The 23,585-nt window shown below is 53.6% G+C and carries 18 protein-coding genes; 11 read left to right on the top strand and 7 right to left on the bottom strand.

Going from position 1 to position 23,585, the window contains the following annotated elements:
• Nucleotides 1–109 precede the first annotated feature (109 nt).
• Together DYE26_RS10215 and DYE26_RS10210 are read left to right on the top strand one after the other, a co-directional pair.
• A complete protein-coding gene (locus DYE26_RS10215; RefSeq protein WP_036623955.1) occupies nucleotides 110–745 on the top strand; it encodes a chromate transporter in 636 nt (211 codons plus the stop codon).
• Between the two features lie 13 nt (nucleotides 746–758).
• Complete coding sequence (locus tag DYE26_RS10210) at nucleotides 759–1,292, top strand: chromate transporter (RefSeq protein ID WP_036623954.1); 534 nt, start codon at nucleotides 759–761, stop codon at nucleotides 1,290–1,292.
• A gap of 329 nt (nucleotides 1,293–1,621) precedes the next feature.
• Here the strand turns inward: DYE26_RS10210 and DYE26_RS10205 are convergent, their stop codons facing one another.
• From DYE26_RS10205 to DYE26_RS10195, 3 genes are read right to left on the bottom strand one after another with little or no spacing between them, the layout of a single operon-like run.
• Nucleotides 1,622–3,061, bottom strand: coding sequence for an erythromycin esterase family protein (locus DYE26_RS10205; RefSeq protein ID WP_036623953.1), 1,440 nt, complete (start codon nucleotides 3,059–3,061; stop codon nucleotides 1,622–1,624).
• Nucleotides 3,062–3,109: 48 nt separating this feature from the next.
• Nucleotides 3,110–3,313, bottom strand: a complete 204-nt coding sequence (locus DYE26_RS10200; RefSeq protein WP_036623952.1) for a helix-turn-helix transcriptional regulator — start codon at nucleotides 3,311–3,313, stop codon at nucleotides 3,110–3,112.
• A 36-nt stretch (nucleotides 3,314–3,349) separates the two neighbouring features.
• Nucleotides 3,350–3,850, bottom strand: coding sequence for a DUF6773 family protein (locus DYE26_RS10195; RefSeq protein ID WP_196427608.1), 501 nt, complete (start codon nucleotides 3,848–3,850; stop codon nucleotides 3,350–3,352).
• Between the two features lie 274 nt (nucleotides 3,851–4,124).
• Between DYE26_RS10195 and DYE26_RS10190 the strand changes: the two genes are divergently transcribed.
• The 5 genes from DYE26_RS10190 (at nucleotide 4,125) to DYE26_RS10170 (ending at nucleotide 9,617) form a co-directional block, all read left to right on the top strand.
• Nucleotides 4,125–5,480, top strand: a complete 1,356-nt coding sequence (locus tag DYE26_RS10190; protein WP_036623951.1) for a PTS sugar transporter subunit IIC — start codon at nucleotides 4,125–4,127, stop codon at nucleotides 5,478–5,480.
• 62 nt (nucleotides 5,481–5,542) lie between these two features.
• Nucleotides 5,543–5,854: a PTS sugar transporter subunit IIA gene (locus tag DYE26_RS10185; RefSeq protein WP_036623950.1), complete on the top strand. Its 312-nt coding sequence runs from the start codon at nucleotides 5,543–5,545 to the stop codon at nucleotides 5,852–5,854.
• Complete coding sequence (locus tag DYE26_RS10180; protein ID WP_036623949.1) at nucleotides 5,855–6,160, top strand: PTS sugar transporter subunit IIB; 306 nt, start codon at nucleotides 5,855–5,857, stop codon at nucleotides 6,158–6,160. It abuts the gene before it with no gap.
• Nucleotides 6,161–6,237: 77 nt separating this feature from the next.
• On the top strand, nucleotides 6,238–7,734 hold the full coding sequence (locus DYE26_RS10175) for a sulfatase family protein (protein ID WP_227872634.1): 1,497 nt from the start codon (nucleotides 6,238–6,240) through the stop codon (nucleotides 7,732–7,734).
• Nucleotides 7,735–7,751: 17 nt separating this feature from the next.
• Nucleotides 7,752–9,617 (top strand): BglG family transcription antiterminator, encoded by a 1,866-nt coding sequence (locus DYE26_RS10170; protein ID WP_051985530.1) that lies wholly within the window; start codon nucleotides 7,752–7,754, stop codon nucleotides 9,615–9,617.
• A 729-nt stretch (nucleotides 9,618–10,346) separates the two neighbouring features.
• Here DYE26_RS10170 and DYE26_RS10165 read toward each other — a convergent pair.
• A complete protein-coding gene (locus DYE26_RS10165; protein WP_051985529.1) occupies nucleotides 10,347–11,660 on the bottom strand; it encodes a helix-turn-helix domain-containing protein in 1,314 nt (437 codons plus the stop codon).
• Between the two features lie 137 nt (nucleotides 11,661–11,797).
• On the opposite strand from DYE26_RS10165, the gene DYE26_RS10160 reads away from it, so the two are divergent.
• Nucleotides 11,798–14,089, top strand: a complete 2,292-nt coding sequence (locus tag DYE26_RS10160) for a glycoside hydrolase family 3 C-terminal domain-containing protein (protein WP_051985528.1) — start codon at nucleotides 11,798–11,800, stop codon at nucleotides 14,087–14,089.
• A 474-nt stretch (nucleotides 14,090–14,563) separates the two neighbouring features.
• Entirely contained in the window at nucleotides 14,564–15,676 is a 1,113-nt protein-coding gene (locus DYE26_RS10155) for a POT-type proton-dependent oligopeptide transporter (protein ID WP_036623947.1), read from the top strand.
• A 235-nt stretch (nucleotides 15,677–15,911) separates the two neighbouring features.
• Here DYE26_RS10155 and DYE26_RS10150 read toward each other — a convergent pair whose 3' ends face one another.
• Nucleotides 15,912–16,769, bottom strand: coding sequence for a helix-turn-helix domain-containing protein (locus DYE26_RS10150; RefSeq protein WP_036623946.1), 858 nt, complete (start codon nucleotides 16,767–16,769; stop codon nucleotides 15,912–15,914).
• Between the two features lie 144 nt (nucleotides 16,770–16,913).
• Here DYE26_RS10150 and DYE26_RS10145 point away from each other — a divergent pair, with 144 nt between their 5' ends.
• On the top strand, nucleotides 16,914–19,193 hold the full coding sequence (locus DYE26_RS10145; RefSeq protein ID WP_036623945.1) for a beta-L-arabinofuranosidase domain-containing protein: 2,280 nt from the start codon (nucleotides 16,914–16,916) through the stop codon (nucleotides 19,191–19,193).
• Nucleotides 19,194–19,627: 434 nt separating this feature from the next.
• Here the strand turns inward: DYE26_RS10145 and DYE26_RS10135 are convergent, their stop codons facing one another.
• Both DYE26_RS10135 and DYE26_RS10130 read right to left on the bottom strand, forming a co-directional pair.
• Nucleotides 19,628–20,542, bottom strand: a complete 915-nt coding sequence (locus DYE26_RS10135; protein WP_115311206.1) for a transposase — start codon at nucleotides 20,540–20,542, stop codon at nucleotides 19,628–19,630.
• A 461-nt stretch (nucleotides 20,543–21,003) separates the two neighbouring features.
• Nucleotides 21,004–22,542 carry a sulfatase family protein gene (locus DYE26_RS10130; RefSeq protein WP_036623943.1) on the bottom strand — a complete coding sequence of 513 codons (1,539 nt, stop codon included), beginning with the start codon at nucleotides 22,540–22,542 and terminating at the stop codon, nucleotides 21,004–21,006.
• A 183-nt stretch (nucleotides 22,543–22,725) separates the two neighbouring features.
• Here DYE26_RS10130 and DYE26_RS10125 point away from each other — a divergent pair, with 183 nt between their 5' ends.
• Nucleotides 22,726–23,580, top strand: a complete 855-nt coding sequence (locus DYE26_RS10125; RefSeq protein ID WP_036623942.1) for an AraC family transcriptional regulator — start codon at nucleotides 22,726–22,728, stop codon at nucleotides 23,578–23,580.
• Nucleotides 23,581–23,585: the final 5 nt, after the last annotated feature.

The raw sequence follows: 23,585 nt of genomic DNA, 5'->3' as shown, positions 1-23,585 counted from the left end.
TACGAATTTTTTATAAATTTATCACAACTTTAATCCAAAATGAAATTAATATGATATAATGCTTATAGCTTCTAGTAAAACATGACGAGACAGAAAAGGGTGAGTTCGGATGAAGAACGCGCTAACCCGGCGAATGAACATCCTATGGCAAATCTTTTGTGTGTTTTTTAAAATAGGGCCTTCCACGTTTGGCGGGGGCTACGCGATGATCGCGACGATCGAAGAGGAGATCGTTCATAGAAAAGGGTGGATGAACCAGGAGGAAATGGGGGACATGGTGTCCATTTCGGGATCAGCCCCCGGCGGCGTGGCCGTCAACTCCGCGGCTTTCATCGGCTATCGGCTGGGCGGAATCCCCGGCGCCGTGACGGCCGTGGCCGCGATTACGCTGCCTACGTTTATCATCGTTTTTCTCCTGAGCCTATTAAGTTACATTTTCAAAGATAACGCCAAAGTGGCAGCCGCATTAAAAGGCATTCACGCCGCGGTCGTTTCCCTGATCATCTTAGCCGCTTTCAAGATGTGGAAATCCTCCGTTCTGGATGCAGCCACGCTGGTGATCGCGGGAATTGCGGTCGCGCTCCTCTTATTTACCGGCATTCATTCGTTTTATCTTATTTTGGGGGGGCCGATCGCCGGGACCATCGTCGTGTTGATTAAGCGGAAATGCGGGATGACCGTACGGACGGAAAAGGCGCGGACCGAGGAGAAACAGGAGCTTCACTTCCCGGAATACTACATCTAAAGGGTGATCATCTATGCTTTGGCAGCTGTTTTTGGTCTTTATCAAGGTAGGGCTCATTTCCTTTGGCGGCGGCTACGCGGTCATGACGCTGATCCAGCGGGAGGTGGCGGCCATGGGATGGGTGGATGCCGGGGAGTTTCAGGAGATTGTCGCTTTGGCGGGGATGGCCCCGGGCTCCATCGCCACGAATGCGGCCACGCTGATCGGATATTCGCAGGCGGGCATTTGGGGAGCGATCGTGGCCACGATTGGCATCATTTTGCCGTCGCTTATTATCGTCATCCTGCTTACGGCCTTCTTCCTGAGACTCCAAAGCAACGATTGGGTCAAATCGTCGTTTTACGGTCTGCGCCCGATTGTGACGGGTCTGATTATTTACGCCGCCATCCATTTCGGACTCAGCGGGCGGAGCGAACCTTTGCTGAGCTGGTCCATGGCCGGAACGCTGCTGATCATTGCCGGAAGCCTTGCCCTGGTAACCAAATACAAAGTTCATCCGTTTGCGGTCATTTTGCTGTCCGCGGTCGCGGGAATCGTGCTGTTTTAAATTAGGGGCCTCCTAATTTGCCGATTAGGAAGCCCCTGTTGTTGTTGAGAAACTTCTACGAAAAATATAGGGACAAAAAACGTCGTTATTCCGGCGAGATCCGTCAATTGGAGGGAAATAGAGGAAATTTATGTCGCTATTTTCCCGCGCCGCAAGGAAATGCCGGCGTTCTGGACCATTCATAGAAAAATAAGTACATAAAGTGTCGCTAAATGGAGATGAACAGGCCAGGCTCCGGATAATAAGTACATAAAATGCCGCTACTTTGAAGGCCGACGGCCGGTCGTTCCAGGCAGCCGGCTGTCAAGAACCGGTTTCCAGGGTGAGCCTTAATTGGCCGCGCTCGATTTCGATGTTAAGTACTGCGGCGAGTTTACGCCATCGATCAGCAAAAGGCCGTCGTATTGATCGCGGGGGACCAGGCTTTCCGGGAACATGCCCCAGCTGTAAGCAAACCGCGGCTCGAACATCCAGGAGTTCCCGCGTTCTCTGCTCTGGTAGCGCAAATCGACGAACGTATACGGCGTCTTGGCCGCGGACAGGATCGATTCGACCGAACCGGGCTCCAGCGGAAGCACGTCGTGCACGGTTTTGGTGTTGTCCGCCGTTTTGCCGCTGGCCGGATACAGACCGATGGTATAGCTGTATTTTTTCATCTCGTCCGGGAGCAGTTCGCCCATCAGTTTCACCGGGTACGGCGTGCCTATGACTTCGCTGTGCGCTTTGCGGATATGGTCGTTATGCCCCCAGACGATAAATTTCTCCGTTGGATACACTTCGGTGACCAGCCACATCAGATTATCAAGCATCGTCTTGTCCCGCCATTCCATCGATTCGAAAAACGGGGCGTAGTCCCCCGTTTGTATCCCGAGGTTGGCGCGAATCGAAATCTCGGCGTACTCTTTGGCGAAACGGATGCGTTCGTTCAGGCTTCGTTCCAGCAGCACCGGGAGTTTGGCGTTGTCCGGATACCGCTCTTTCAGGGCGGCCTGTGTTTTTGCGGATTCTACATTTTTTAAGATATCGTTATAAACCTGGATGATAGCGCTTTTGTCCTCTTGGTATCCTTTCAGATCGGTGCCGTTCGCATAGTCGGACAGCTTCTGCTCCGTGTTCGCCAGACGTTCTGCCAAGGTCTGGTCCTGCAGCCAGCCGCCGTCCAGCAGCGGATACTGCAGCTGCATGTCGAATCCCGTTAAGGCGAGAGGCTGGTCGCTTTGTTGCGCAGCTTTAATGTAATCGAACAACGGCAGGATTTCCTTGGACCACCAGACGCCAAAAATCGCCTCCTTCATCGTCTGCTCCGCGCTTTGGGCAGACGACTTGCCGTAGGCTAGCGAGGTGTTCGCCAGTCCACTTTCAAAAGCGAGGACGTTATATCCCATTTCTTCGTGAAGGAATTGGATCAGTCTCGTTTTGGCCAGACTAAATTCCGCCACCCCGTGGGAGCTTTCCCCGAGAAATACGATCCGTTTGTCCAGCAGCAGCGGCTTCAGCATGCTCAGATCTTGAAAAGCCTTGCTCCGGTCGGCGCTTGCGTTCACGGGCTGAATCGTCTCCAGCTTGTAGGCGTGATCGTTTGCCCACGCTTCCCAGTCCTTGATTTTGTCTTCGGCCGTGCGGGCGGGGCCGGGAGAGACGACTGTTCCTTGAATACTCTGATTACTCCCGCCGGATGCGGCCTTCGTTTCCGGACTGAGCGCGGCCCCCAGAAAAATCGCCGTAATTAACCCCAGCGCAAGGGTGCGTTTGATTGTCTGTTGTTTCATGAAATGATCTCCTTCACCATTTGAAATTTGGAAACATGACCCGGGCGTTCAAGATGAATCGTCCTCCCAAAACAGCTCGTCAAGCGTGCGGGATAGCGCCTTGCAGATGGCGATGCACAAGCTGAGGGTGGGATTGTATTTGCCTAGTTCGATCAAACCGATCGTTTGCCGCGACACGCCTACGATCTTGGCCAGTTCTTCCTGGGACAGGTCTTTTTCGACCCGGGCCATTTTTAACCTGATATTTTTCATGCAAAATCACCTGTCTCCCTTCCCTTGGCCGCCGGGTTACTCCTGGTCATTTTGCGATGCTTTGCGGCTCAGCTTGTTGGCCATAAAGTGCATCAGCGTCAAGCCTCCGGCAAACAGCGGAATATACAGGCCGATTGAAAACAAAAATACCATCACAAAGTACTTTAGGTAAGTGTTCTCATCGCCGTACAGGACGGCGCTCCGGATGCCGATCAGCAGCGCCAGCGCAAGTCCGATGGCGAGTCCCGTATATAAGGTGAGCTTGCCGTAGGAGCGTTTGCCGCTTTGTTCATAAACCTCGACCTCATCCGAATAAATGCCGAGCGCGATGCTGCGGATGACGTAATACACGCCGCCCGCCAGCAGGATGATAACTTCGAGCAGCGTGGATTGTTCACCGCGGTAGGCAAAGGTCTTCCAAAGGACGGAGACGCTGCAAATGATCGCGATCAGCACGTAAATTTCCTTATAGATTCGGTTTTTCAACTGCTCAATGCGCTCATCGCGCACCGTTCCTTTTTTGTCGAACCATTTCATCGTGATGTCTCCTTTCAGATTTGACTTAGTCATAGTATAAAATATATATTGGACATTTTGCAATATATATATGTCAATTTGCTAATCAGCGAACTGCCCGCAAGGGTGGCTTCCGCTGCGTTTTTTCCGTTTCATTCGGAAAAAACGCAAATTGAATGCGCTATCATGTGAAATATAATTGAACTATAACCACATAAGCTTATGCTTCCGCTGCGAGTTTTGCTCGAAGATCATTCAGGAAGTAGCGCTCACAAAACTTTGAGGAGGGTCTGCAATGTTCGACAGAATGTTGGAACGTATTGAGGGGGTCATGGCGCCGGTTGCCGATTGGGCTTCAAACAACCGCTATTTGCGTTCGATCATGACGGCCATTTTATCCACGCTTACACTTACGATTGTCGGAGCGATCGCCGTGATCATCGGCAAGCCTCCCATCCCGCAGGTCGTTCTGGAATCATCCGGGTTCATTCCTTCCCTGCTCCAGGGCTGGGCGGCGTGGGGGGAACAAAACGCCTGGCTTCGCGGCATCAACGATATTTCCACGGGCATCATTGGCATCGCTTTCACGCTGGCGTTTACTTTTAACCTTGCCCGGCACTACAAATTAAACGAGACGGGGGCCGTCATCAACAGCGCGATGATTTATTTTCTCCTCGTCGGCCAGCCGCAAACGATCATGGTTAACGATGCCCCCACGCTCCAAGTGGCGATGTCGGCGTTCGGCTCGTCCGGGATTTTCTCGGGAATTGTGATTACGATCATTACCGTCGAGCTGATCCGTTTCTTCCAAACGAAAAAGATCGGGTTCCGCTTTCCCGATTCTGTCCCGAATTACGTGCAAACGTCGTTTAACGCCATTCTTCCCGGCATTGCGGCGGTCATAGTCTTCGTCGGGTTGGACAAGCTTTTGCTCGGCTTGACGGGCGCTCATTTGTCGCAGTTGATCACCAACTTGTTCGGGCCGCTGGTGCATAACTTTGACAACGTCTACATGGTCGGATTCTTTATGGTGCTGATCAATTTGTTCTGGTTTCTGGGCATTCACGGCGGAAGCATTGTCATGCCGATCATATTGCCGATCGAAATCCAAAATATCGTTTCCAACCTGAACAATTATTCGGCGGGCCTGCCGTACGACAAGGTGTTTACAACGCCCGTTCATTTCGGCTTCATCGCCATCGGCGGCGCCGGGGTGTTTGCTTTGGCCCTGCTGAACACCCGCAGCAAGTCCAAAGGGCTTCGCCAAGTCGGTAAGATCGGCATTCTGCCGGCCATATTCAATATCAGCGAACCGACGATGTTCGGTACGCCGATCCCGCTAAATACGCGATTGTTGATTCCGTTTCTGCTGGTGCCTGCGGTCAATACGGTAATTACCTATGCGGCTTTTCACTGGTTCGATATGCTTAACGCACCGATTCTGAACGTGCCGGCGCAAACGCCGGTGATCCTGATCGCCATGGCCGCGTCGGCTTCGGTGAAGGCCGGTCTGGTGGCGCTCTTCATCATTGTGGTGGATGTGGTTATCTATTATCCGTTCTACAAACGCCTCGAGAGTAAAATGGTTGCCGAGGAACAGGAAGAGGAGCGCCTGGCCGCGGCCGGGGAAGGAACGCCAAGCCACAACTAGCAACGAAAGTATCGACTTAAAGTGTAGTTCACCTCTCAAATCTGAATAAAGGATGAATGGGAATGGAGACAAATCATGAACTTAATCTGGAACAAATTTGCATGGAAATGATCTCATCGAGCGGCACGGCCCGGGGACTTCTCTTGGAAGCGATGGACTACGTCAAGCCGAAAAATGAACAGAAAATACGGGAACTGTTCGAGGAGGCAAACACTTTGCTGCGCCGGGCGCACCGCAGCCAAACCTCGCTGATGACCGGCGAGACCAACGGGCGAAAGGTTGAGATGTCCGTATTGGTGGTTCATGCTCAAGACCACTTGATGACGACCCTGACGATTCGCGATTTGGTTGAAAAATTAACGGAGGTGCTGTAAATGAACATTTTATTGGTTTGCGCAGGAGGAATTTCCACCAGCATTTTGGAGAAAAGCATTCGCGACGCCTTTGGCCCCGAACGGGCGGACTGGAAGGTAGAAGCGCATCCGGTGGATCAGTTGGAAGCTTTAATCGACGACTTCGACGTTGTGCTGCTTGGCCCGCAGATTCGCCATAAGCTGCGCGCGGTGGAAAAAACGTGCGCGGCCAAAGGCAAGCCGTGCGAGGTGATCGACAGCCGCGACTACGCGCTGTCCAAAGGGGATAAAGTGCTTAAGCGGGCGATCGAGCTGGCGGGGGCTTAGGCGTCTAGTGAAAAACCGGCTTTCTGAACTCGCATTTCCAATTTAGTAAAGGAGGGGAAAAGATCAAGTGGTGGAGTATGCCGGAGGGTGCAGCTTCACCGCTTGGTTTGCCTATGCCGAAGAAACCGAATATTGTCGTGGTCGTTGCCGACCAGTGGAGAGCCGATTCCATCGGCTACACCGGCTGCGAAGCGGCCGTTACGCCCAACCTGGACGAACTCGCCAAGGAAGGGGTCGGCTTCTCCAACGCGTATTGCCAGCTTCCGGTCTGCGTGCCGAGCCGCTGCTCGTTTCTGTCCGGGTGGTATCCGCATACGCGGGGCTTCCGTACGATGCATCATTTAATGGGACCGGAAGAAGCCAATATTTTGCGGACGCTGAAACAAGACGGTTATCATGTGTACTGGGGCGGAAGGAACGATTTCCTGCGGGCCGATGCGGACGCCTTCGACTACTGTTCGACCAGGGACGACCGGTACAGAGCTTTTTTTCAGCAAATGAGAGAACGGAAAACGAAGCAGCAAGCAGCGGCGGCCGAGCCGGGGCCCGGCCCCAAGGAATACGATTATTCCCACTTCCGCGGGGTTACCGCGAGCGACGACAAGCGGATCGACCGGGAGCAGATTGAACATGCGATTGAATTTGTGGAAGGATATGGACAGGAGGAGCCGTTTTGCCTTTACCTGGCGTTGTCGCTGCCGCATCCTCCATACGGTGTGACGCAGGAGTGGTACGACCGCATCGATGGAGAGAAAGTTCCGGCCCCCGTTCGCCTCACCGAGGAGGAATGGGCCAAGAAACCGGCGATTTTGCGGGGCATCCGCGGCAACCAGAAGCTGTACGAATGGTCCGACGAACGTCTGAAGGAAATGAAACGGGTATACTATGCGATGGGCACGGAGCTGGACGCCTATGTCGGCCGGCTGCTGGATGCCCTTAAGGCGAAAGGCGTTTATGACGACACGCTTGTCGTTTTCTTCAGCGATCATGGGGACTATACGGGCGATTATGAAATCGCCGAGAAAAACCAAAATACGTTTGAGGATATGCTGACCCGGGTTCCGCTCATCATCAAACCGCCGGCAACTATGGCGGTTAAGCCGCGCGTGACCTCCGCGCTGACCGAACTGATCGACATCCAGGCTACCTTGCTGGATTTGCTTGAGATTAAGCCGGACTATACCCATTTCGGCAAGTCGCTGCGCCGTGTGTTGGAAGGGGAGGACGAGCTGCGGGACGTCGTGTTTGCCGAAGGCGGTCGCCTTGAAGGGGAGAACCATTGCATGGACGCCGGGCACGCGCCGAGCAATGAATATTGGGCCAGGACGGTAGAGCAGGAGAAGCTGCCCCAGCATACCAAGGCGATGATGATTCGGGACCATAGATATAAATACGTCTACCGGCATTACGAGCAGGACGAGTTTTACGATATGCGGCAGGATCCTTATGAGCGGAACAATTTGATCGACGATCCGGCATACGCGCCGCTGATCTCCAAGTTTAAGGAACGGATGCTCCGGCATTTTTTCGAAACGGGGGATGTCGTTCCGCACCGGTATGACCAGCGGACTTAAATGATAGACACGTAAGGATGATCCAGGTGAACTTAACCGAAAAAGAAACAAACCTCTTAAAGCTGTTTCTGGATAACGAACAGCCGCTGCCGGTCAAACAACTAATGCTCAGCTTAAACATCAGCGACAAAACGCTGCGCAGCATGGTCAGGAAAATCAACGCTTTATTGGGAGAGTTCGGCGCGGAAATCGCGCTCTTGCGCGGCAGCGGATATGTGCTGGAAGGCGGGGACAGACCGGCGATCCAGCGGGCTGCCGAGGAGGCGGGGGCCTCGGAGCAGGCGCTGGCGGTTCAGGTGTTCCGCTTGATGATCGATCTGCCGGGATATGTGACGATGGAGAACATCGGCGAGCGTTTCTATATCAGTAAAAGCAAGCTGAACGGCGTGCTCGGCAACATGAAGGAGCAGATGAAGCCGTTTGGTCTTGAGCTAAAGGCCAAGCCGCACCACGGCATGAAAATCGCCGGGGAGGAGTTGGGCAAAAGGCTGGCGATCGCTTCGCTGCTGCGCGAGCAACAGTATCTGCGGCCGGGTGAATTTCAAGCCGTCGAACCGATCGTAATCGGTGAATTTCAAGCCCGCAGCATCCGGTGTTCGGATATCGTGCTGGAAAATTTGATCTATCATATCAAAATCATGCTCAGACGCTGCGCCATCGGCCATGTCATCCTGCTGGAGCGGAACGGCGGGTATGAGGACAACCCCGATTTTCACCTGACGGACGCCATTCTCGGCGGTTTGGAGCGGGAACTGAAGCTAACGCTTCCGGCATCCGAGAAAATGTACCTGTACTCGTATCTGATCGGCCAGATCAGTTCGATCAAACAGGACGCGTTAAAGGACACCCGGGTAAAAATCGAGATGATCATCGACGCGTTTTTGCAAAAGATCGAGCAGGTTTACGATGTGTCGCTATGGGATGACAGCCGGCTGCGCAGCGGTCTGGTGTTCCATTTGGAGCCTTTGATCGGCCGCCTGCACAACGACGTGCATTTGAAAAATCCGATTCTGAGGGAGATCAAGCAGCAGTTTCCCTTCGCTTTTAACCTGGCCGTACTGCTGGCGGAAGAAATTCAGCGGATCTATCAGAAGAAGCTGATCGACGACGATATCGCTTACCTGACCATGCATATCGGTTTGGCGCTTGAGCGTGACGTGCAAAGGGGCAAAATCCACTTTGACCGAATCGCCATCGTCTGCACGACCGGCCAGGGAACGGCGGAATTGCTCAAGTTCAAAATCGAGCATACGTTTCCGAACGCCCATTACGTCAAGACGTTTTCGCTGTTCAACAAAGAGGAAGTGCTGAAATTTGCGCCCGATATCGTCTTTTCCACCGTGCCGGTCGAGATCGGCGGCATTCCGGTGGAGATTATCAGTCCCTTTTTTACCGATGAAGATAAAGCGAAGCTTACGGTTTACCAGAAACGGAAGGAAAAAGAGCGGCTGATCGGGCGGTATTTTTCCGAAGATTTGTTTTATGGGGCGCTATCCGCAGGGACGAAGCAGGAGGCGATCCATAAAATGTGCAGCCGCATCGCCGAAACCGGTATTACCCCGCCCGATTTCGAGGAACTGTGCCTGATCCGCGAAAATCTGGGCAGCACCGCTTTCGGCAATTTGATCGCGCTCGTGCATCCGATCGAGCTGTGCTCGGCGGTCACCAAAGTCGGCGTGGGCATCCTGAAGAAACAGATCGACTGGGCGGGCGTCCCGGTGAAAGTCGTGTTCGTGATCGCCCAGGCCAAAAGCAGCGAGGCGCGGGATTTGCTGCTGCTGATCCAGGAAATCGTCCACGACTCGTCCCTGATGATCCGGCTATGCGAGGCGGAATCGTTTGCGGAGTTCAAGCGGATATTGCTTAAGGACGCGGGGCGGTAAGGTTAAAGACATATGGGGCGCCGGCGTATTATTTTACGGTAGCGTCACGGGGCAAAAATCCGCTGTACTTGATGCCGGTACAAATTAATAGTTGGATAGGCATAAATAGTGATACGCCATGCGGGTGAGGCCGGGCGGGGGGCCGGCCCCTGGCCTTTAAGTTTATCTTGGAAATCTAACGGTTGTAAACGTTGTTATTTGCCCTGATCCAAGCCAAAATAGCCGAGTTTTAACGAAATAAGCGCCATGGCAACCGTTACAATTTGAAATCGGCGTTCTTGGAGCAAATAGCCGCTGTGGCAACCGTTAGATTAAATACGCAACATCAAAACAGGAGCCCGCCGATCAGTTGGCGGTGCTTTTTTGTGTTGCGCAGAGAGACCTGTTAAAACCAGGCTGCTCAAGCAACTACAGCGAAAAAAATAAGTACAAAAAATGGCGTTATGCAGGCGATATCCGTCCATTTGAGAGAAATAGAGGCAATTTATGCCGCTATTTTCCCGCGCCGCAAGGAAATGCCCATGTTCAGGGCAGTTCAAATGAATATAAGTACATAAAATGCCGCTAATGAGCATGAACGTGCCTGGCTTCGGATAATAAGTACCTAAAGTGCCGCTATTTGAAGGGAGACGTTACCGGCCATTCCAACTAGCCGGCTGTCATGCCTCCATAAGTGACCGCTATTTGCAAGTACTGGAGCATTTCGAAGACATGGCAGTTGGCAGGCCGTCAGCGATTTGGTTTTGTATAGTCGGAAGTCAGCCGTCCGGGGGGCGGCGGTTCCGAGCCGGCGGTTCCGAGCCGCCCATGCCGGTATTGTTTCGGCGTTACGCCGGCGTATTTTTTGAACACTTTGGTAAAATAGCTCTGGTCGTGAAACTGCAGCCGGGCGGAGATGTCGGAAAGGGAGTAGGCGGACAAGGACAACAGTTGTTTGGCTTCCTCCACCCGCTGCCGCTGGATGTATTCGGTCAGGCTGATGCCCGTTTCCCGCCGGAACAGCCGGGAGAGGTGGACGGCGCTTACGCCGGAAGCCTTCGCCAACATCGGCAGGGCAAGCTCCTCGTACAGATGATCGAAAATGTAGCGCTGGCAAACCGCGATCGGCCGGGATACGCGCTGATCCAGGCCGCGTCTTACGCCGTCGGCGAAGTCGCCCAAGGCCGCCTGCAGCGCGCTTTCCACTTTATTGACCTCCCCAAGCTCCTCGATATGTTGAATGTGCATATCGCTTAAGGTGTAAGCTTCCTCCGGAAACATGCCGCCTTCCATCGCCGCCCGCGTCGCCAGCGTGATGACGGTAATGGCGATGTTTTTTTGGTGCCGCAGGGGACTGCGCCGGGACAAAATGCCCACCCCTTGGTCCGCGAGGGCGGCGAAGGCCCGAAACAGCTCTTTTTTGTTCCCGTGTTGGATGTGCTTCAGAAACAGCTTTTCGGTGTCCGGCGAATGGTGGTAGACGCCCTCCTCCCGGGTGCCGGAAAGGCGGAGGGAAGCCAGGGCGGCCGGCTTCAGGGCGGCGCCTTCCGCCGCGGGTTCGGACGCATCGATCAAATCGGCCAGGTCCAGGGATTGGCCGGTGAGCCATTCGTGGACGAGCAGCCCTGCGTACAGCAGCCGGCTCTTGTCGATTACTGGCAGGTTCCGGTAATATGCAAGCCATACGGGGCGCTGCCGCTGCGGGACCATGAGATCCCGCAACAGTCCGGCCAGCAGGTCCTCCGGCCAAGCCGCCGAAACCGCCGGACCGATCATAATCCATCCGCCGGCAAGCTTACCTTCTTCTCCCGTGGAGACGAGGAGGAAATGTTCCAGGAAAGGGGTGGAATGCAGCATCGGAACGGCCATGGGAGAGCGTTCGCCGAGCCATTCGGTGAGCTGCTCCTGCAGGCCGCCGTATTTTGGATTTGCCGGAAGCGCATCCGGGCGGCAGCTTTGGATCAGGCCCGCGTTATCCGTACGGATAACGGGCAGCAAAGTTGCTTCATGAAGCAGGTGGCAGATGCGCTCCAACCGCCCGCCAAGATCCGGCCGTCCAGTCATAATCATCCTCCTGACAGGTTGAATAAATACTATAATTGCAAAAATTATACCATAATGAGCGAGCAAAAGTCCTTTAGAATAAAAACAATCGGATACTGAAAGCGATACCAAATCATGAGGGAGAGTGCGTATCACCTATGAAAGCGAAGATCAAGGACATCGTCGCCAAACTGACTTTGGAAGAAAAAGCGGGCCTGTGCTCCGGCCTCGATTTTTGGCATACGAAAGGCGTGGAGCGGCTCCAGATTCCCTCCGTCATGATGACGGACGGCCCGCACGGCTTACGCAAGCAAAGCGCTTCCGCCGATCACCTCGGCCTCAATGACAGCGTGCCGGCCACTTGCTTCCCGTCCGCTGCCGGACTGGCCGCGTCGTGGAACCGCGACTTGATCCGCAGCGTCGGCGAAGCGCTGGGCAAGGAATGCCAGGCGGAAGGCGTGGCCATGCTGCTGGGACCGGGAGCCAATATCAAACGTTCGCCGCTGTGCGGGCGGAATTTCGAGTATTTTTCCGAGGACCCTTATCTGTCTTCCGAAATGGCCGCCCACCATATTCAGGGGGTGCAAAGCCAGGGCGTGGGCACCTCGCTGAAGCATTTTGCCGTCAACAACCAGGAGCATCGCAGAATGTCTACGGACGCGGTGGTTGATGAGCGGACTTTGCATGAAATTTATTTGCGGAGCTTTGAGGGGGCGGTTGTGCAGTCCCAGCCGTGGAGCGTCATGTGTTCCTACAACCGGGTGAACGGGGAATACGCCTCGGAAAACCATTATTTGTTAACGGAGATTTTACGCGAAAAATGGGGCTTTGAAGGTTTCGTCGTGTCCGATTGGGGAGCGGTCAACGAACGGGCCCGCGGGCTGGCCGCCGGGCTTGAGTTGGAGATGCCGTCCAGCGGCGGCGCGGGAGACGCCAAAATCGTCGCAGCCGTCCAAAACGGCAGCTTGTCCGAAGCGGTGTTGGACCAGGCGGTGGAACGGATTCTTTCCTTTATATTCAAAGCGGCGGAAAACCGCGAAGAGCAGGCGGGCTTCGACGCGGAGGAGCATCACCGGCTGGCCCGGATCGCCGCTCAGGAGAGCATGGTGCTGCTGAAAAATGAGGGGGGCATTCTGCCGCTCAGCAAAACGGGAACGATCGCCGTGATCGGCGAATTCGCCGAAAAGCCCCGTTACCAGGGGGGCGGAAGCTCGCACGTCAACCCGACGCGCCTGGACCTGGCCTTGGACGAACTGACCAAAGCGGCGGGCGGCAGCGCGAAAATCGTGTATGCCCAAGGCTTCGAGCTGGAGCGGGACGAGTGTGACGCCGAGCTGCTGCGCGATGCGGCCGACAAGGCGGCGAACGCCGACGCGGCGGTGCTGTTTATCGGCCTGCCGGACCGCTACGAATCGGAAGGCTACGACCGGACGCATCTGCGGCTGCCGGCCAACCAGATCGCCGTGCTGGAGGCGGTGGCCCAAGCGCAGCCGAATCTGGTCGTGGTGCTGAGCAACGGCTCGCCGGTGGAAATGCCGTGGATCGGCAAGGCCAAGGCCGTTCTGGAAGGCTATTTGGGCGGCCAAGCGGCGGGCGGCGCCGTGGCCGACATCCTGTTCGGCGATGCCAACCCGAGCGGCAAGCTGGCGGAAACTTTCCCCGTGCGGCTGGAGGACAATCCCTCCTACCTGTTTTTCCCCGGCGAGGGCGATCGCGTGGAATACCGGGAGGGCATTTTCGTCGGTTACCGCTACTACGACACTAAGCGGGTGGAGCCGCTGTTTCCGTTCGGCCACGGCCTCAGCTATACGACGTTCGAATACGGCGAGCTGAAGCTGGATAAAAGCCGGATACGGGACGATGAAAAAGTCTCGGTCAGCCTGCAAGTCACCAATACGGGGGACCGGGCGGGCAAAGAAATCGTTCAGCTTTACGTCCGGGACGTGGAAAGCAGCGTCATTCGGCCGGACAAAGAGCTGAAGGGCTTCCGCAAAGTCGAGCTGCAGCCGGGGGAAACGCAAACGGTCGTTTTCGAGCTGGATAAAAGCGCGTTCGCCTACTACAATACTGCGTTGAAGGATTGGCATGCCGAGTCCGGAGAATACCGGATTCTCATCGGCAAGTCGTCCCGGGACATCGTGCTTGAAGGGGCGGTCGAAGTGGTTTCTGCAACCGCTGTGCCTGTCGTATATACGGCTAATTCGCTGATCGGAGACCTGATGGAGCAGGCCGCTACCCGGGACATCGCCAAGGAGCTGATGGCGGCCACCGGGCTGCTTGCAGCAAGCGAAGACGAGCCGGATGATATGATGCTGGCGCTGATGAAATACATGCCGCTGCGCGGCACGGTTGCTTTCAGCCAGGGCAAGTTTACGCACGCGATGCTGTCCGAGTTGCTGGATCGGCTGAACGGAGGCGCAGGAGCCCAGGCCCAGGGACGGGCGGAATAACGGAATAAAATGAAAAATGGCGCTGTTTTTGCGGAAGCACCGGACTTTCCGTGAACAGCGCCGCTTTATTTCGCTTGATCGGATGGCGAGCAAAAGCATGCTTAACCATTTGGCTCTGCCCATTAATTGCAAATCGCGCAACTAACTTTATAATCATTTACCCAAGCATTCGTTTAATTGCATTTCGTACATTCATTTCCTCGTTATTAGCCTCATTCTTCGAAAGATGGCGGAGTAATTGCAGCTTTTACACTTATCCAAGCGCTGCGGCAGCATTTCCGGATAAGTAACTGCACATTCTACAACTACTCCATTCAATAATGAACCAAGAAAGCTCCAGAATCCCCTTTTCCCCATACAGGTAACAAATGTCCACCTATCCCAACTTTACGCTACCGTTTTGAAAGAGGTAATCTGCTATATTTTATGTGCGCTGCAAGCGGTAACATAATATTGACGAAAGAAGGAACTACGATGAGCGACGAGTTGCGGCAGGGGCCTGATTCCGGCAAAACGAGGCTGGAGGACGTGCTTGACGACAAAAAATTTTTGGGGCATCCAAGGGGAGTGGGGGCTCTGGCGGCGGGGAATTTTTTTAATTCCTTCGCCTGGGGAGCGCTGTATGCGATTTTAATTTATTACCTCTATTCTCCATATACGCAGGGCTTGGGATTTACCCAAGGCCAGGCCGCGTCCATGGTTACGGCGATGGGCGCGTGTAATTCCATCTTCATTATTTTGGGAAGCTGGCTGGCCGACCGGGTGCTGGGCATGCGCAAAGCCTTGATCATCGGGAACATCGTCAAAGGGACGGCTTTCGGGCTGCTCGCTATCCCGGCTTTTTCTCTTGCCCAAGGAAGAATCTTTGCCATCCTCGGCTTGTTTTTGATGTCGCTTCCCATTATGGGGGCGAGCAATGCCTCGCTGACCGGCCAATTGTACCGTAAAGCCGATAATGGCAGACGCGACGCCGCCTTTACGATTCACACCATAGCCAACAACATCGCCGGTTTGATCGCTCCGGTATTGGTCGGTCAAATCGGGATGAAAAACTATCACATCGGCTTTCTTATCGCCGCCGTGGCCGCATTTCTCTATGGCTCCGGATCGGTAGGGACCATTTACACCGTGTTAGGATTGGTGCTGGCGCCGGTTTTTGTCTGGCTTTGGACCAAGACGCGCGCAACCCATATTCGGACGACGTATAAATACGGCTTGGGCATCCTTTTTACAGCGCTTGGCTACGGCTTATTAACTATCCCGATAGTTCTGTTTAAGGACCAGGCGCCGTACAGCTTGCTGTGGATGGTATTCTACTACCTGTTCCTGACCTTTTCGGACAATTTGGTCGGGCCGATCGGTTTATCGTTTGTGGTTAAATTGTCGCCGGACGCCTACCATACTCAGATGCAGACCGCTTGGGGACAAGCGGGCACGATTGGGAACGGCATCGCTTTAGTTTTGTTCAACTTTTATCAAACGGCTGATCAGCAAGTGAATTTATTCCCGATCATGACCGCGCTGCTGCTGGTGACGGCTTTGTTTATCTTTGTGTTCTCCAAAAATATCGAGAAGGATATGGTCTAATGCCGGGCAGCCTCGCCCCATCCAGATCAACGATAAAGTTTTGCGGATCATGGGCTCCTTCCATAGCGGCATTCCAGTAAATTTCGATACGGCGAAAATCAATGAAGCGGGCATCGGCAATTTCCAATCCGGCATCCTTTACCATAGCAACCCCCATAAAAGTATTTTAGATTTCGCGGAACCGCTTACTTAAATGGTAGCATCGATCCCTCATAAATTCGGTAACGGCAGCAAATCATTTTTTGTTGTAGTGCTTGCAGTAAAAAGTTTTGCGATATTCCGTGGGGGTGACGTTCACATATTTTTTAAACAGGCGCATGAAATATTTCGCATCCTCATACCCGACTTCGGAGGCGATTTCAACGATGCTCAAGTCGGTTTCGGTCAGCAGTTCCTTCGCATGTTTCAGCCTGAATTTGATGATCTGTTCCGAAATTCCGATTCCCGTATTTTCCTTGTAAATCCTGGACAAATAGTTCTTGTTGTATTTGAAATGATCGGCGATTTGTTCAAGCGTGATGTCTTCAAAGGCATGGATGCGGATCCAGTCCTGAATCGGCTGCAGCCGGTTGCCGTTGGATGCTTTTTGGATCAGGTAACTTTTGATTTCCGCGGTCAATTCATATAAAAGGCAGGATAAATAGGCGTTGAGGTAGCTCCGCGGTTTCTTTTCCTGATATAAATCGAGCAGTTGGTTGAACATGACATGAAAGCGCCGGGAGTCGATTTTGTTGGTGTATATGGGCAAAATGATCATCTCGTCCGGGTCTTTTTCGTTGATTTTCCGGATGACTTCCGCTTCGGTTCTAGGGCTTAAATGGTTCCCCGAAAAATGCAGCCAGTGAAATTTCAGGCGGCCTTCGCATACTTTAAGTCCGCGGTGAAACGTGTGCGGGGGGATGAGCAAAATTTCGCCCGATTCAATGGCGTAGGGAACCCGGTTGCTCTCGATGTGCAGGGTCGAGTCGATGGGGCAGATGATTTCATAACTGTCGATGACCCTTTCTTGGTGAATCCACGGTTGATTGGTAATAAAGGTGCCCGCGGACAAAAAGGCAGCCTGTTCCGAATACTCATCATCAACAAGGTACATGATGCCAACTCCTTCAATTTCGAACTCGGATATATAGTAAATATAATCCACCTATTCTTTTTTTCAACTACTTACTTCAAAACGGTTTTCTTGTAACATGAGAAGTGTGAAAGCGATTAAAAGTCTAGTTTAGGGGGAAAGCCGATGTCAAGTAAACGGAGTGATCTGGAAATCGTTCACGAGGATATGGAGGCCTTGCACCTGGGCAATTTGAAGACGGTGGAGTTCGATATTCATTTGCCGACCAAAGGGAAAAACGGCTCCCAAATTACTTGGGTGTCGAAAGACGACCGCTGGATTAACGGTTCCGGGAAAGTGCACCAGCCCGAGTACGGGAAGGGGGATAGGGTCGTACCGCTTACCGCCACCTTTCAGTTTGGAGAGGCGAGTCTGCAAAAAGTTTATGAAGTGACGATCTTGGAGGAGAAAAATAAAATCCAGGTCGATAAGATCTTTCCGATCGTGATCATGCAGGAGGCGAACCAGGAATTTTACTTGCCTTCCGCCGTGTCTATTCAAACCGTAAGCGGGGATGTTCTTGCTCATTCCGTCACATGGCACGGGGGTGAACAGCGCGTATTTTCGGAAAACGGGGAGTACAAAGCCGGCGGTCGCCTGACGGATACGATTTATGAGGTGGAAGCGGCTATTCTCATAGAAAGCAGCATTGCAAAATTGAGCCAAAAGAAACCTCAACTGCACCCCATTCCAGTCAAGAAGGTGCGTCTTCAAGGCCCTTCCTTGCCCAAAACCGCGCAGGATCGGAGACTGCAATTTCTGCTCACGGTCAATGACGACCAGATGCTTTACAATTTCCGCAAAGCCGCCGGCCTGGATACGTTAAACGCTCCGCCCATGATCGGGTGGGACGCGGATGACAGCTTGCTGAAAGGGCACACCACCGGGCATTATCTTTCCGCCTTGGCGTTATGCTATGCGGCGACCGGCCATGAACGGATTCATCAAAAACTGGCTTACATGATCAAAGAGTTGAATAAAGTGCAGTTGGCCTTTGAGGCGGACGATCGCTATCATTACGGATTTCTCAGCGCTTATTCCGAGGAGCAGTTTGATTTGCTGGAAAAATATACGCGGTACCCGGAAATCTGGGCTCCTTATTATACCCTGCATAAAATTTTGGCCGGTTTGCTGGACAGTTATCATCTCGCGGGCATTGAACCGGCGCTAACCATGGCCGATAAAGTGGGAGACTGGATCTACAACCGGTTGAGCGTTCTGCCGCATGAACAATTGAAAAAAATGTGGGGCATGTATATCGCCGGCGAGTTTGGCGGCATCAACGAATCGCTGGCCGAATTGTTTACATACACCCATAAAGAGAAGCACATTGCCGCCGCCAAGCTGTTTGACAATGACCGCTTGTTTTTTCCGATGCAGCAACAGGTGGACGCTTTGGGCGCGCTGCATGCCAACCAGCATATCCCGCAAGTCGTCGGGGCTTTCAAAATTTTCGAAGCTACGGGAGAACAAAAATACTATGATATCGCCAAGTTTTTCTGGGAATCGGTGGTGAATGCGCATATTTACTCCATCGGCGGAACCGGTGAAGGGGAAATGTTTAAGCAGCCGCACAAAATCGGCGCTCATCTGACCGAACATACGGCGGAAACCTGCGCTTCTTACAATATGCTGAAACTGACCAAGCAGTTATTCGGGGTTGAGAAGGATGCCAAGTACATGGATTATTACGAGCGAACGATGCTGAGCCATATCCTTGCTTCGACAGACCATGAGTGTCTGGGCGCCAGCACCTACTTTATGCCGACCAGCCCTGGCGGACAAAAAGGGTTTGACGAGGAGAACTCCTGCTGCCACGGGACGGGATTGGAAAACCACTTCAAATACGCCGAGGCGATTTATTTTGAGGATGCCGATTCCTTATACGTCAATCTGTTCGTGTCGTCAGCATTAAATGATGAGGAGAAGGGACTGCAGGTCGTACAATCCGTGCCCGAGGTGTTTGACGGTGGAATCAAACTTCACATTGAAGGTTTGGCGCGAGCGAATTTGAAAGTCCGCAAGCCTTACTGGCATGACGGAGAGGTTAGGGTCTTTGTGAACCGGGCGGAAGTGAAAGCGGCGGAAGAGGGCGGTTATCTGGTGCTCTCGCAAAAATGGAGTGGGGGGGATCAAGTAATCGTCAAGTTTGAGCCGCGGCTGCGTTTGGAATATACGCCGGATCAAGCGGACATTGCCTCTTTGGCCTTTGGCCCCTATATTTTGGCCGCCGTCTCGGACCGGAAAGAATACTTTGAACTGCCGATAAGCGGGGAGAATCTTGCTGAAAAGTTTGAGCGAGTGGCCGGCTCCAATCGTTTTATCTACCAGGATCAGCAGCTTGAATTTGCACCGTTGGCCGAGTTGAACCATGAGCGTTTCCATTTATATATCAAGACTATCTAATTGGAGGCGGGAGGACTCCTCGTTGCCCCTTACCGAAAAAGCCGACTTACGGAGAAGAGGGTGGCCACCGAAATGGAGTATTTTATGACGCTGAACGGATCGGAGAAAGCCTCTTTTGAAACCATTGTTTCCTCGGGGATATGTAGATCAACACTTGCTGTCCGGAGACTTTGCATGATTATCCAGTTTAATCAGGTAGCAGTGAAACAAACAAGCACGGGGGAAGGAAAAATTTGGTAGGAAGCAGATAGGTTCGAGGTAATTTAGACGGGCTTAGGAGAAGAAATCAGGTTTAGGGGAGGTAAAACAGACCGACAAGAGATCAAGACAAGAGATCAAGACAAGAGATCAAGACAAGAGATCAAGACAGGAGATCAAGGACTCATTAAGTTGATCTGCATCAAACTCCCCCTACCGTTCCAGCGTCCCGATCATCAGGCCGCAGCCGCAAGGGGCTGATTCGGTTGGCGCGCGATTAGCCGGCGGTAAGGGATCGCCGGAATCGCCACACACATCTGCAGCAACTTCTGCCGCATCGTTTCTTCCGCTCCGGGCAGTCCTCCTTGCAGGCGCAGCCGGCGGCGTCCGGTGTATTCGTTCAGGTACGCCTGCAGATGCTTCAGTCCCAAGGCTCCATACGTACTCTTCAGCGATTCCCACGCCTCTCTCACCACTCTCCGCAAGGGCGCATACAGCCGAAAGGCCTGAGGGAACAACTGTACCGCCGATGTACGGACATCCACATGCCCGTTGATGAACTCGGTTAGCTCTTGACGGTCTGCCCTTTTTTCGCCTCCCCGCTTATGCGGCACCAGGCGGATTTTGACCTGCTCCGGCTCGCCCGACTCCGTGACCGTGCATCCCGCTACGACCGCCGAGGCGTACGGATGCGAAAGCTGACACCGGGACGGATTACGCCCATACTGATCGCTGTTCACCTTCACGTCTCCGGAAAGCAGCTCCCGGGCATCGAACTCCCCCACGGCATGGCGTATTTTGTGCAGCATCGACCAGGCGGTCTTGTAGGCGACCCGGATCACCTGGCGCAGCCGCAGCGCCGAGATGCCGCCCTCAAGCAGGAACAAATCCAGCGCCTTGAACCACTTGAGCAGGGGGAGATGCGTTCCTTCAAAAATCGTGCCGACCAAAGGCGATGTTTGATGCTTGCACTTTCCGCACTCGAACAAGGGGATATGCCGGGAGGTCAGACGGCTGCACCGGGTATGAGCGCAGCGCGGGCAGACGAAGCCGTTTGGCCACTTCATCGCGATCAGCGCTTCCATGCAGTCCTGCTCGCTGTTAAAACGGCTGCTGAATGATTGAAGTTCCGTTCCCGCATTGATCTCCATGTTTACTCGCCCCCAAATTAACAATATACGAACTTTAGTTCCATTTATTTCATTATACCAAACATACGTTCTCTAATCAAGCTGAAAATCTCACCTGAACAGCCTCATTTTTTCCTCGTCTTTTTTGTTTTTTCTCTCTTTTTTGGAACCCTCGTTCTAGCCCCCCTGCTCCCTGCTCCTGAACAATGGGGATAATCGTGCAAAGGCAGGCAGCAGGCAGGAACAACAAGACACGACCCCTTTAAACAGCCCCCTTACTTGGTGCCGATTTGTGACACTGCTCGAAACGGATACGGTGCAGAAGGTAGATACACTGACCTCACCGGCACGTTTTACAAGGGATTTCTTATGCTCACGATGGGGCTGGTCGAAAGTTGAGTAAAAAAACATAAACCCCGGCCGAAACCCTAAGTCTTGCCAGGCTTTCGACCAGGTTCTCTCGGGTCGGTCTCCGGGGATCCCTACGCGTGATGAATCCTCGGCATCGGCAGCGGCTCCTTGCCCAACTCGGCCCAAACGTATTTGAGCAGAAGCTCCGATTTCAGCTGTTCATAGCCCGGTTCGTCCCACAAATTGCGCAGTTCCCCGGGGTCCTTCTCCAGATCGAAAATCTCTCCGTAGGACTGATTGTAGTACACGGTGATTTTGTAACGGGCGTCGACATACGTTTTTTGATGAATCGTCGTCGGTTCGTGCCGGAATTCGCAGATCGCGTGATCCCGCGCCTGTTCACTTACGCCAAGCCACACGTCCTTTTGGTCGACGCCGGTCATGGTCGGCGGGATCGGCAGTCCGCAAAAGGACAGGAAGGTCGGCGCCAGGTCGACCAACGATTGAATCGCGTCCGAGCGTTTCCCGGCGGGAACGCGGCCCGGGTACCTGACGATAAATGGAAGTTTGATCAGATCCTCGTAATGAAATCCTCCCTTGGCCTGCAGGCCGTGCTGGCCGAAAAAGTGGCCGTGATCCGTCGTAAACACGACGAGGGTGTCGTCCGCCAGCCCCAGTTCATCCAGCTTATCAAGAATTTTTCCGATATATTTGTCCATCAAACTGATCATGCCGTAGTATACGGCGACCAGCTTCTTTCTGTCGTAGTCGGTCAGCCGTTTCTTGGCCCCGTATTCGTAATAATGATGGGACCGGTAGCCATGGATGCCGAAACCCGTCTCCATCAGATGGGAGAAGTCCGGTTCTTCCTCCTGCGTCAGGCGGAAATGCGGCGGATTCCGGTCATGTTCTCCCGGCGTAAGCGCCGGTATCGTTAACTGCTCCGGGTCATACATCGTATCCCAGGGCTCCGGCGCCAAGTATTCGGGATGCGGGTCAAAAAAGCTGGCCCAAAGGAAAAAAGGCTTTCCTGATGTTTTGTGCTCCTCCAGACGGGCATTCGTCCGCTCGGCAATCCACGTGTTGTAATGGTATTTTTCAGGAATCGGCCACTTATACGTCTGCGCGGGATCCATCGTCCCGGTCGGCGGCAGAAAATAATCCCGCCAATCGGCACAGCCCTGCTCTTCGAGCCAGATGGCGTAATGCTGCCCCACATGGGCTTCATTCGTATGGTTTCGCGCCAACTCGACGTGATTGAAACCGTAAAACGGACCGTGGAAATTTCGCCAATAATCCAGGTTCTGCAAGATCGGGTAAGCTTCCTGCGATTCGTATTCCGGCGTCGATTTCAATGGCTGGAAATGCGCTTTGCCGATCAGCGAGGTTTTATAACCGGCTCGTGTGAAATCATCCCCGACGGTATGGCGGTCTTCGAGCAGCTTTGTCCCTAAGGTCCAGGCGCCATGCTGGCTCGGATACATGCCGGTGATGATCGATGAGCGGCTTGGCGTACAGGTCGGATTCGGACAATAGGCCCGGCTGAACGTCGTGCCCTGCTGCGCCAGGCGATCCAAATTCGGCGTGGAGATTTCGGGCTGAAACGCGCCGATCGTGTTCCAATGCTGCTGATCGCTCGTAATTAGTAAAATGTTAGGTTTGCTGGACAAAATCGATCCCCTCCCCTTATGATATTAGTGAAAATTAAGCGTTTTAGAAATAGCGTTCTGTTAGCTTGGAGTTGTCATTTTGTTGTCTGCTTAAATTGGAAAGATGAATCGCCGACCTTTCAAAATAGCGGCATTTAGAGTATTTATTTTGCCCTTATTTTATCGCTGGAGGGGAAATACGAAATGCGGGAATACGACCACGAGTTAGCCGAGTTTATTTACTATACGCCGGGGTATCTGGATAAGGAAGCGCAGCTATGGCCGGTGCGGGCCGGCCGCAGCATTGCTAAGCCCCATTACCGTGTGGGGCCCAAGCGGATCGAATGCTACAGCCTGCATTTTGTGCTGGAGGGGAAGGTGTGCCTCGAATACGCCGACAAACGGGTGGAGCTGCAAAAGGATGATTTGTTTTGCCTGTTTCCCGGGCGGACTTACCATTATTACGCGCTGCCTGAGCCGCCGCCGCGGATGAACTGGCTGGCGCTGGACGGCAGCAGGGTGGGGCCGCTGCTCGGGCTCGCCGGGATTACACCGGAAAGGCCGTTCGGCCGGCGGCTGATTTCTTCCCGCGCCCGCGAAACGCTGGACCGCACGATCGCGGCGCTGGCCGGCGTGGAACGGTGGAATCCGGCCGTATCGCTGCAACTGCAGGGACGGATTTGCCGGTTGCTCGCCGAGCTTATCCCGGACACCGCGCCCGCGAGTGCCGCCGAGCCTTCCGCCTGGATTCGCGAGTGCATGGAGTTTATGGATCTGCACGCCACGGAAGGGATTACCGTGCAGCAGGTCGCCGCGTTTGCGGGCGTGCACCGCTCCTATTTTTCCAATGTGTTTACGGCCCAGATCGGGCTGCCTCCGCAGAAATACCTGCAAAATATCCGCATGGAGAAGGCCAAGCGGCTGCTCGCGGAAACGAACGCAAGCGTAACGGAAATCGCTTTGTCGCTGGGGTACCCGAACCTGTACACCTTCACCAGAGCCTTCAAAGGCTATTACAAGATTCCCCCGCTCGCGATGCGCGCGGCAAAAAACGGGTAGCCGCG

It is taken from the genome of Paenibacillus macerans, from assembly GCF_900454495.1.
Taxonomy (GTDB): Bacteria; Bacillota; Bacilli; order Paenibacillales; family Paenibacillaceae; genus Fontibacillus; species Fontibacillus macerans.
Note: the sequence above shows the minus strand (reverse complement) of the source record. Positions and strands in the feature narration are given on the sequence as shown.

What these genes read in the sequence shown, in the direction of transcription:
- DYE26_RS10165 (WP_051985529.1), bottom strand. Translation starts at nt 11,660, where the DNA reads ATGACTGGACGGCCGGATCTTGGCGGGCGGTTGGAGCGCATCTGCCAC.
- DYE26_RS10180 (WP_036623949.1), top strand. Translation starts at nt 5,855, where the DNA reads ATGAACATTTTATTGGTTTGCGCAGGAGGAATTTCCACCAGCATTTTG.
- DYE26_RS10210 (WP_036623954.1), top strand. Translation starts at nt 759, where the DNA reads ATGCTTTGGCAGCTGTTTTTGGTCTTTATCAAGGTAGGGCTCATTTCC.
- DYE26_RS10155 (WP_036623947.1), top strand. Translation starts at nt 14,564, where the DNA reads ATGAGCGACGAGTTGCGGCAGGGGCCTGATTCCGGCAAAACGAGGCTG.
- DYE26_RS10205 (WP_036623953.1), bottom strand. Translation starts at nt 3,061, where the DNA reads ATGAAACAACAGACAATCAAACGCACCCTTGCGCTGGGGTTAATTACG.
- DYE26_RS10195 (WP_196427608.1), bottom strand. Translation starts at nt 3,850, where the DNA reads ATGAAATGGTTCGACAAAAAAGGAACGGTGCGCGATGAGCGCATTGAG.
- DYE26_RS10160 (WP_051985528.1), top strand. Translation starts at nt 11,798, where the DNA reads ATGAAAGCGAAGATCAAGGACATCGTCGCCAAACTGACTTTGGAAGAA.
- DYE26_RS10125 (WP_036623942.1), top strand. Translation starts at nt 22,726, where the DNA reads ATGCGGGAATACGACCACGAGTTAGCCGAGTTTATTTACTATACGCCG.
- DYE26_RS10135 (WP_115311206.1), bottom strand. Translation starts at nt 20,542, where the DNA reads ATGGAGATCAATGCGGGAACGGAACTTCAATCATTCAGCAGCCGTTTT.
- DYE26_RS10145 (WP_036623945.1), top strand. Translation starts at nt 16,914, where the DNA reads ATGTCAAGTAAACGGAGTGATCTGGAAATCGTTCACGAGGATATGGAG.
- DYE26_RS10190 (WP_036623951.1), top strand. Translation starts at nt 4,125, where the DNA reads ATGTTCGACAGAATGTTGGAACGTATTGAGGGGGTCATGGCGCCGGTT.
- DYE26_RS10170 (WP_051985530.1), top strand. Translation starts at nt 7,752, where the DNA reads ATGATCCAGGTGAACTTAACCGAAAAAGAAACAAACCTCTTAAAGCTG.
- DYE26_RS10150 (WP_036623946.1), bottom strand. Translation starts at nt 16,769, where the DNA reads ATGTACCTTGTTGATGATGAGTATTCGGAACAGGCTGCCTTTTTGTCC.
- DYE26_RS10200 (WP_036623952.1), bottom strand. Translation starts at nt 3,313, where the DNA reads ATGAAAAATATCAGGTTAAAAATGGCCCGGGTCGAAAAAGACCTGTCC.
- DYE26_RS10185 (WP_036623950.1), top strand. Translation starts at nt 5,543, where the DNA reads ATGGAGACAAATCATGAACTTAATCTGGAACAAATTTGCATGGAAATG.
- DYE26_RS10175 (WP_227872634.1), top strand. Translation starts at nt 6,238, where the DNA reads ATGCCGGAGGGTGCAGCTTCACCGCTTGGTTTGCCTATGCCGAAGAAA.
- DYE26_RS10215 (WP_036623955.1), top strand. Translation starts at nt 110, where the DNA reads ATGAAGAACGCGCTAACCCGGCGAATGAACATCCTATGGCAAATCTTT.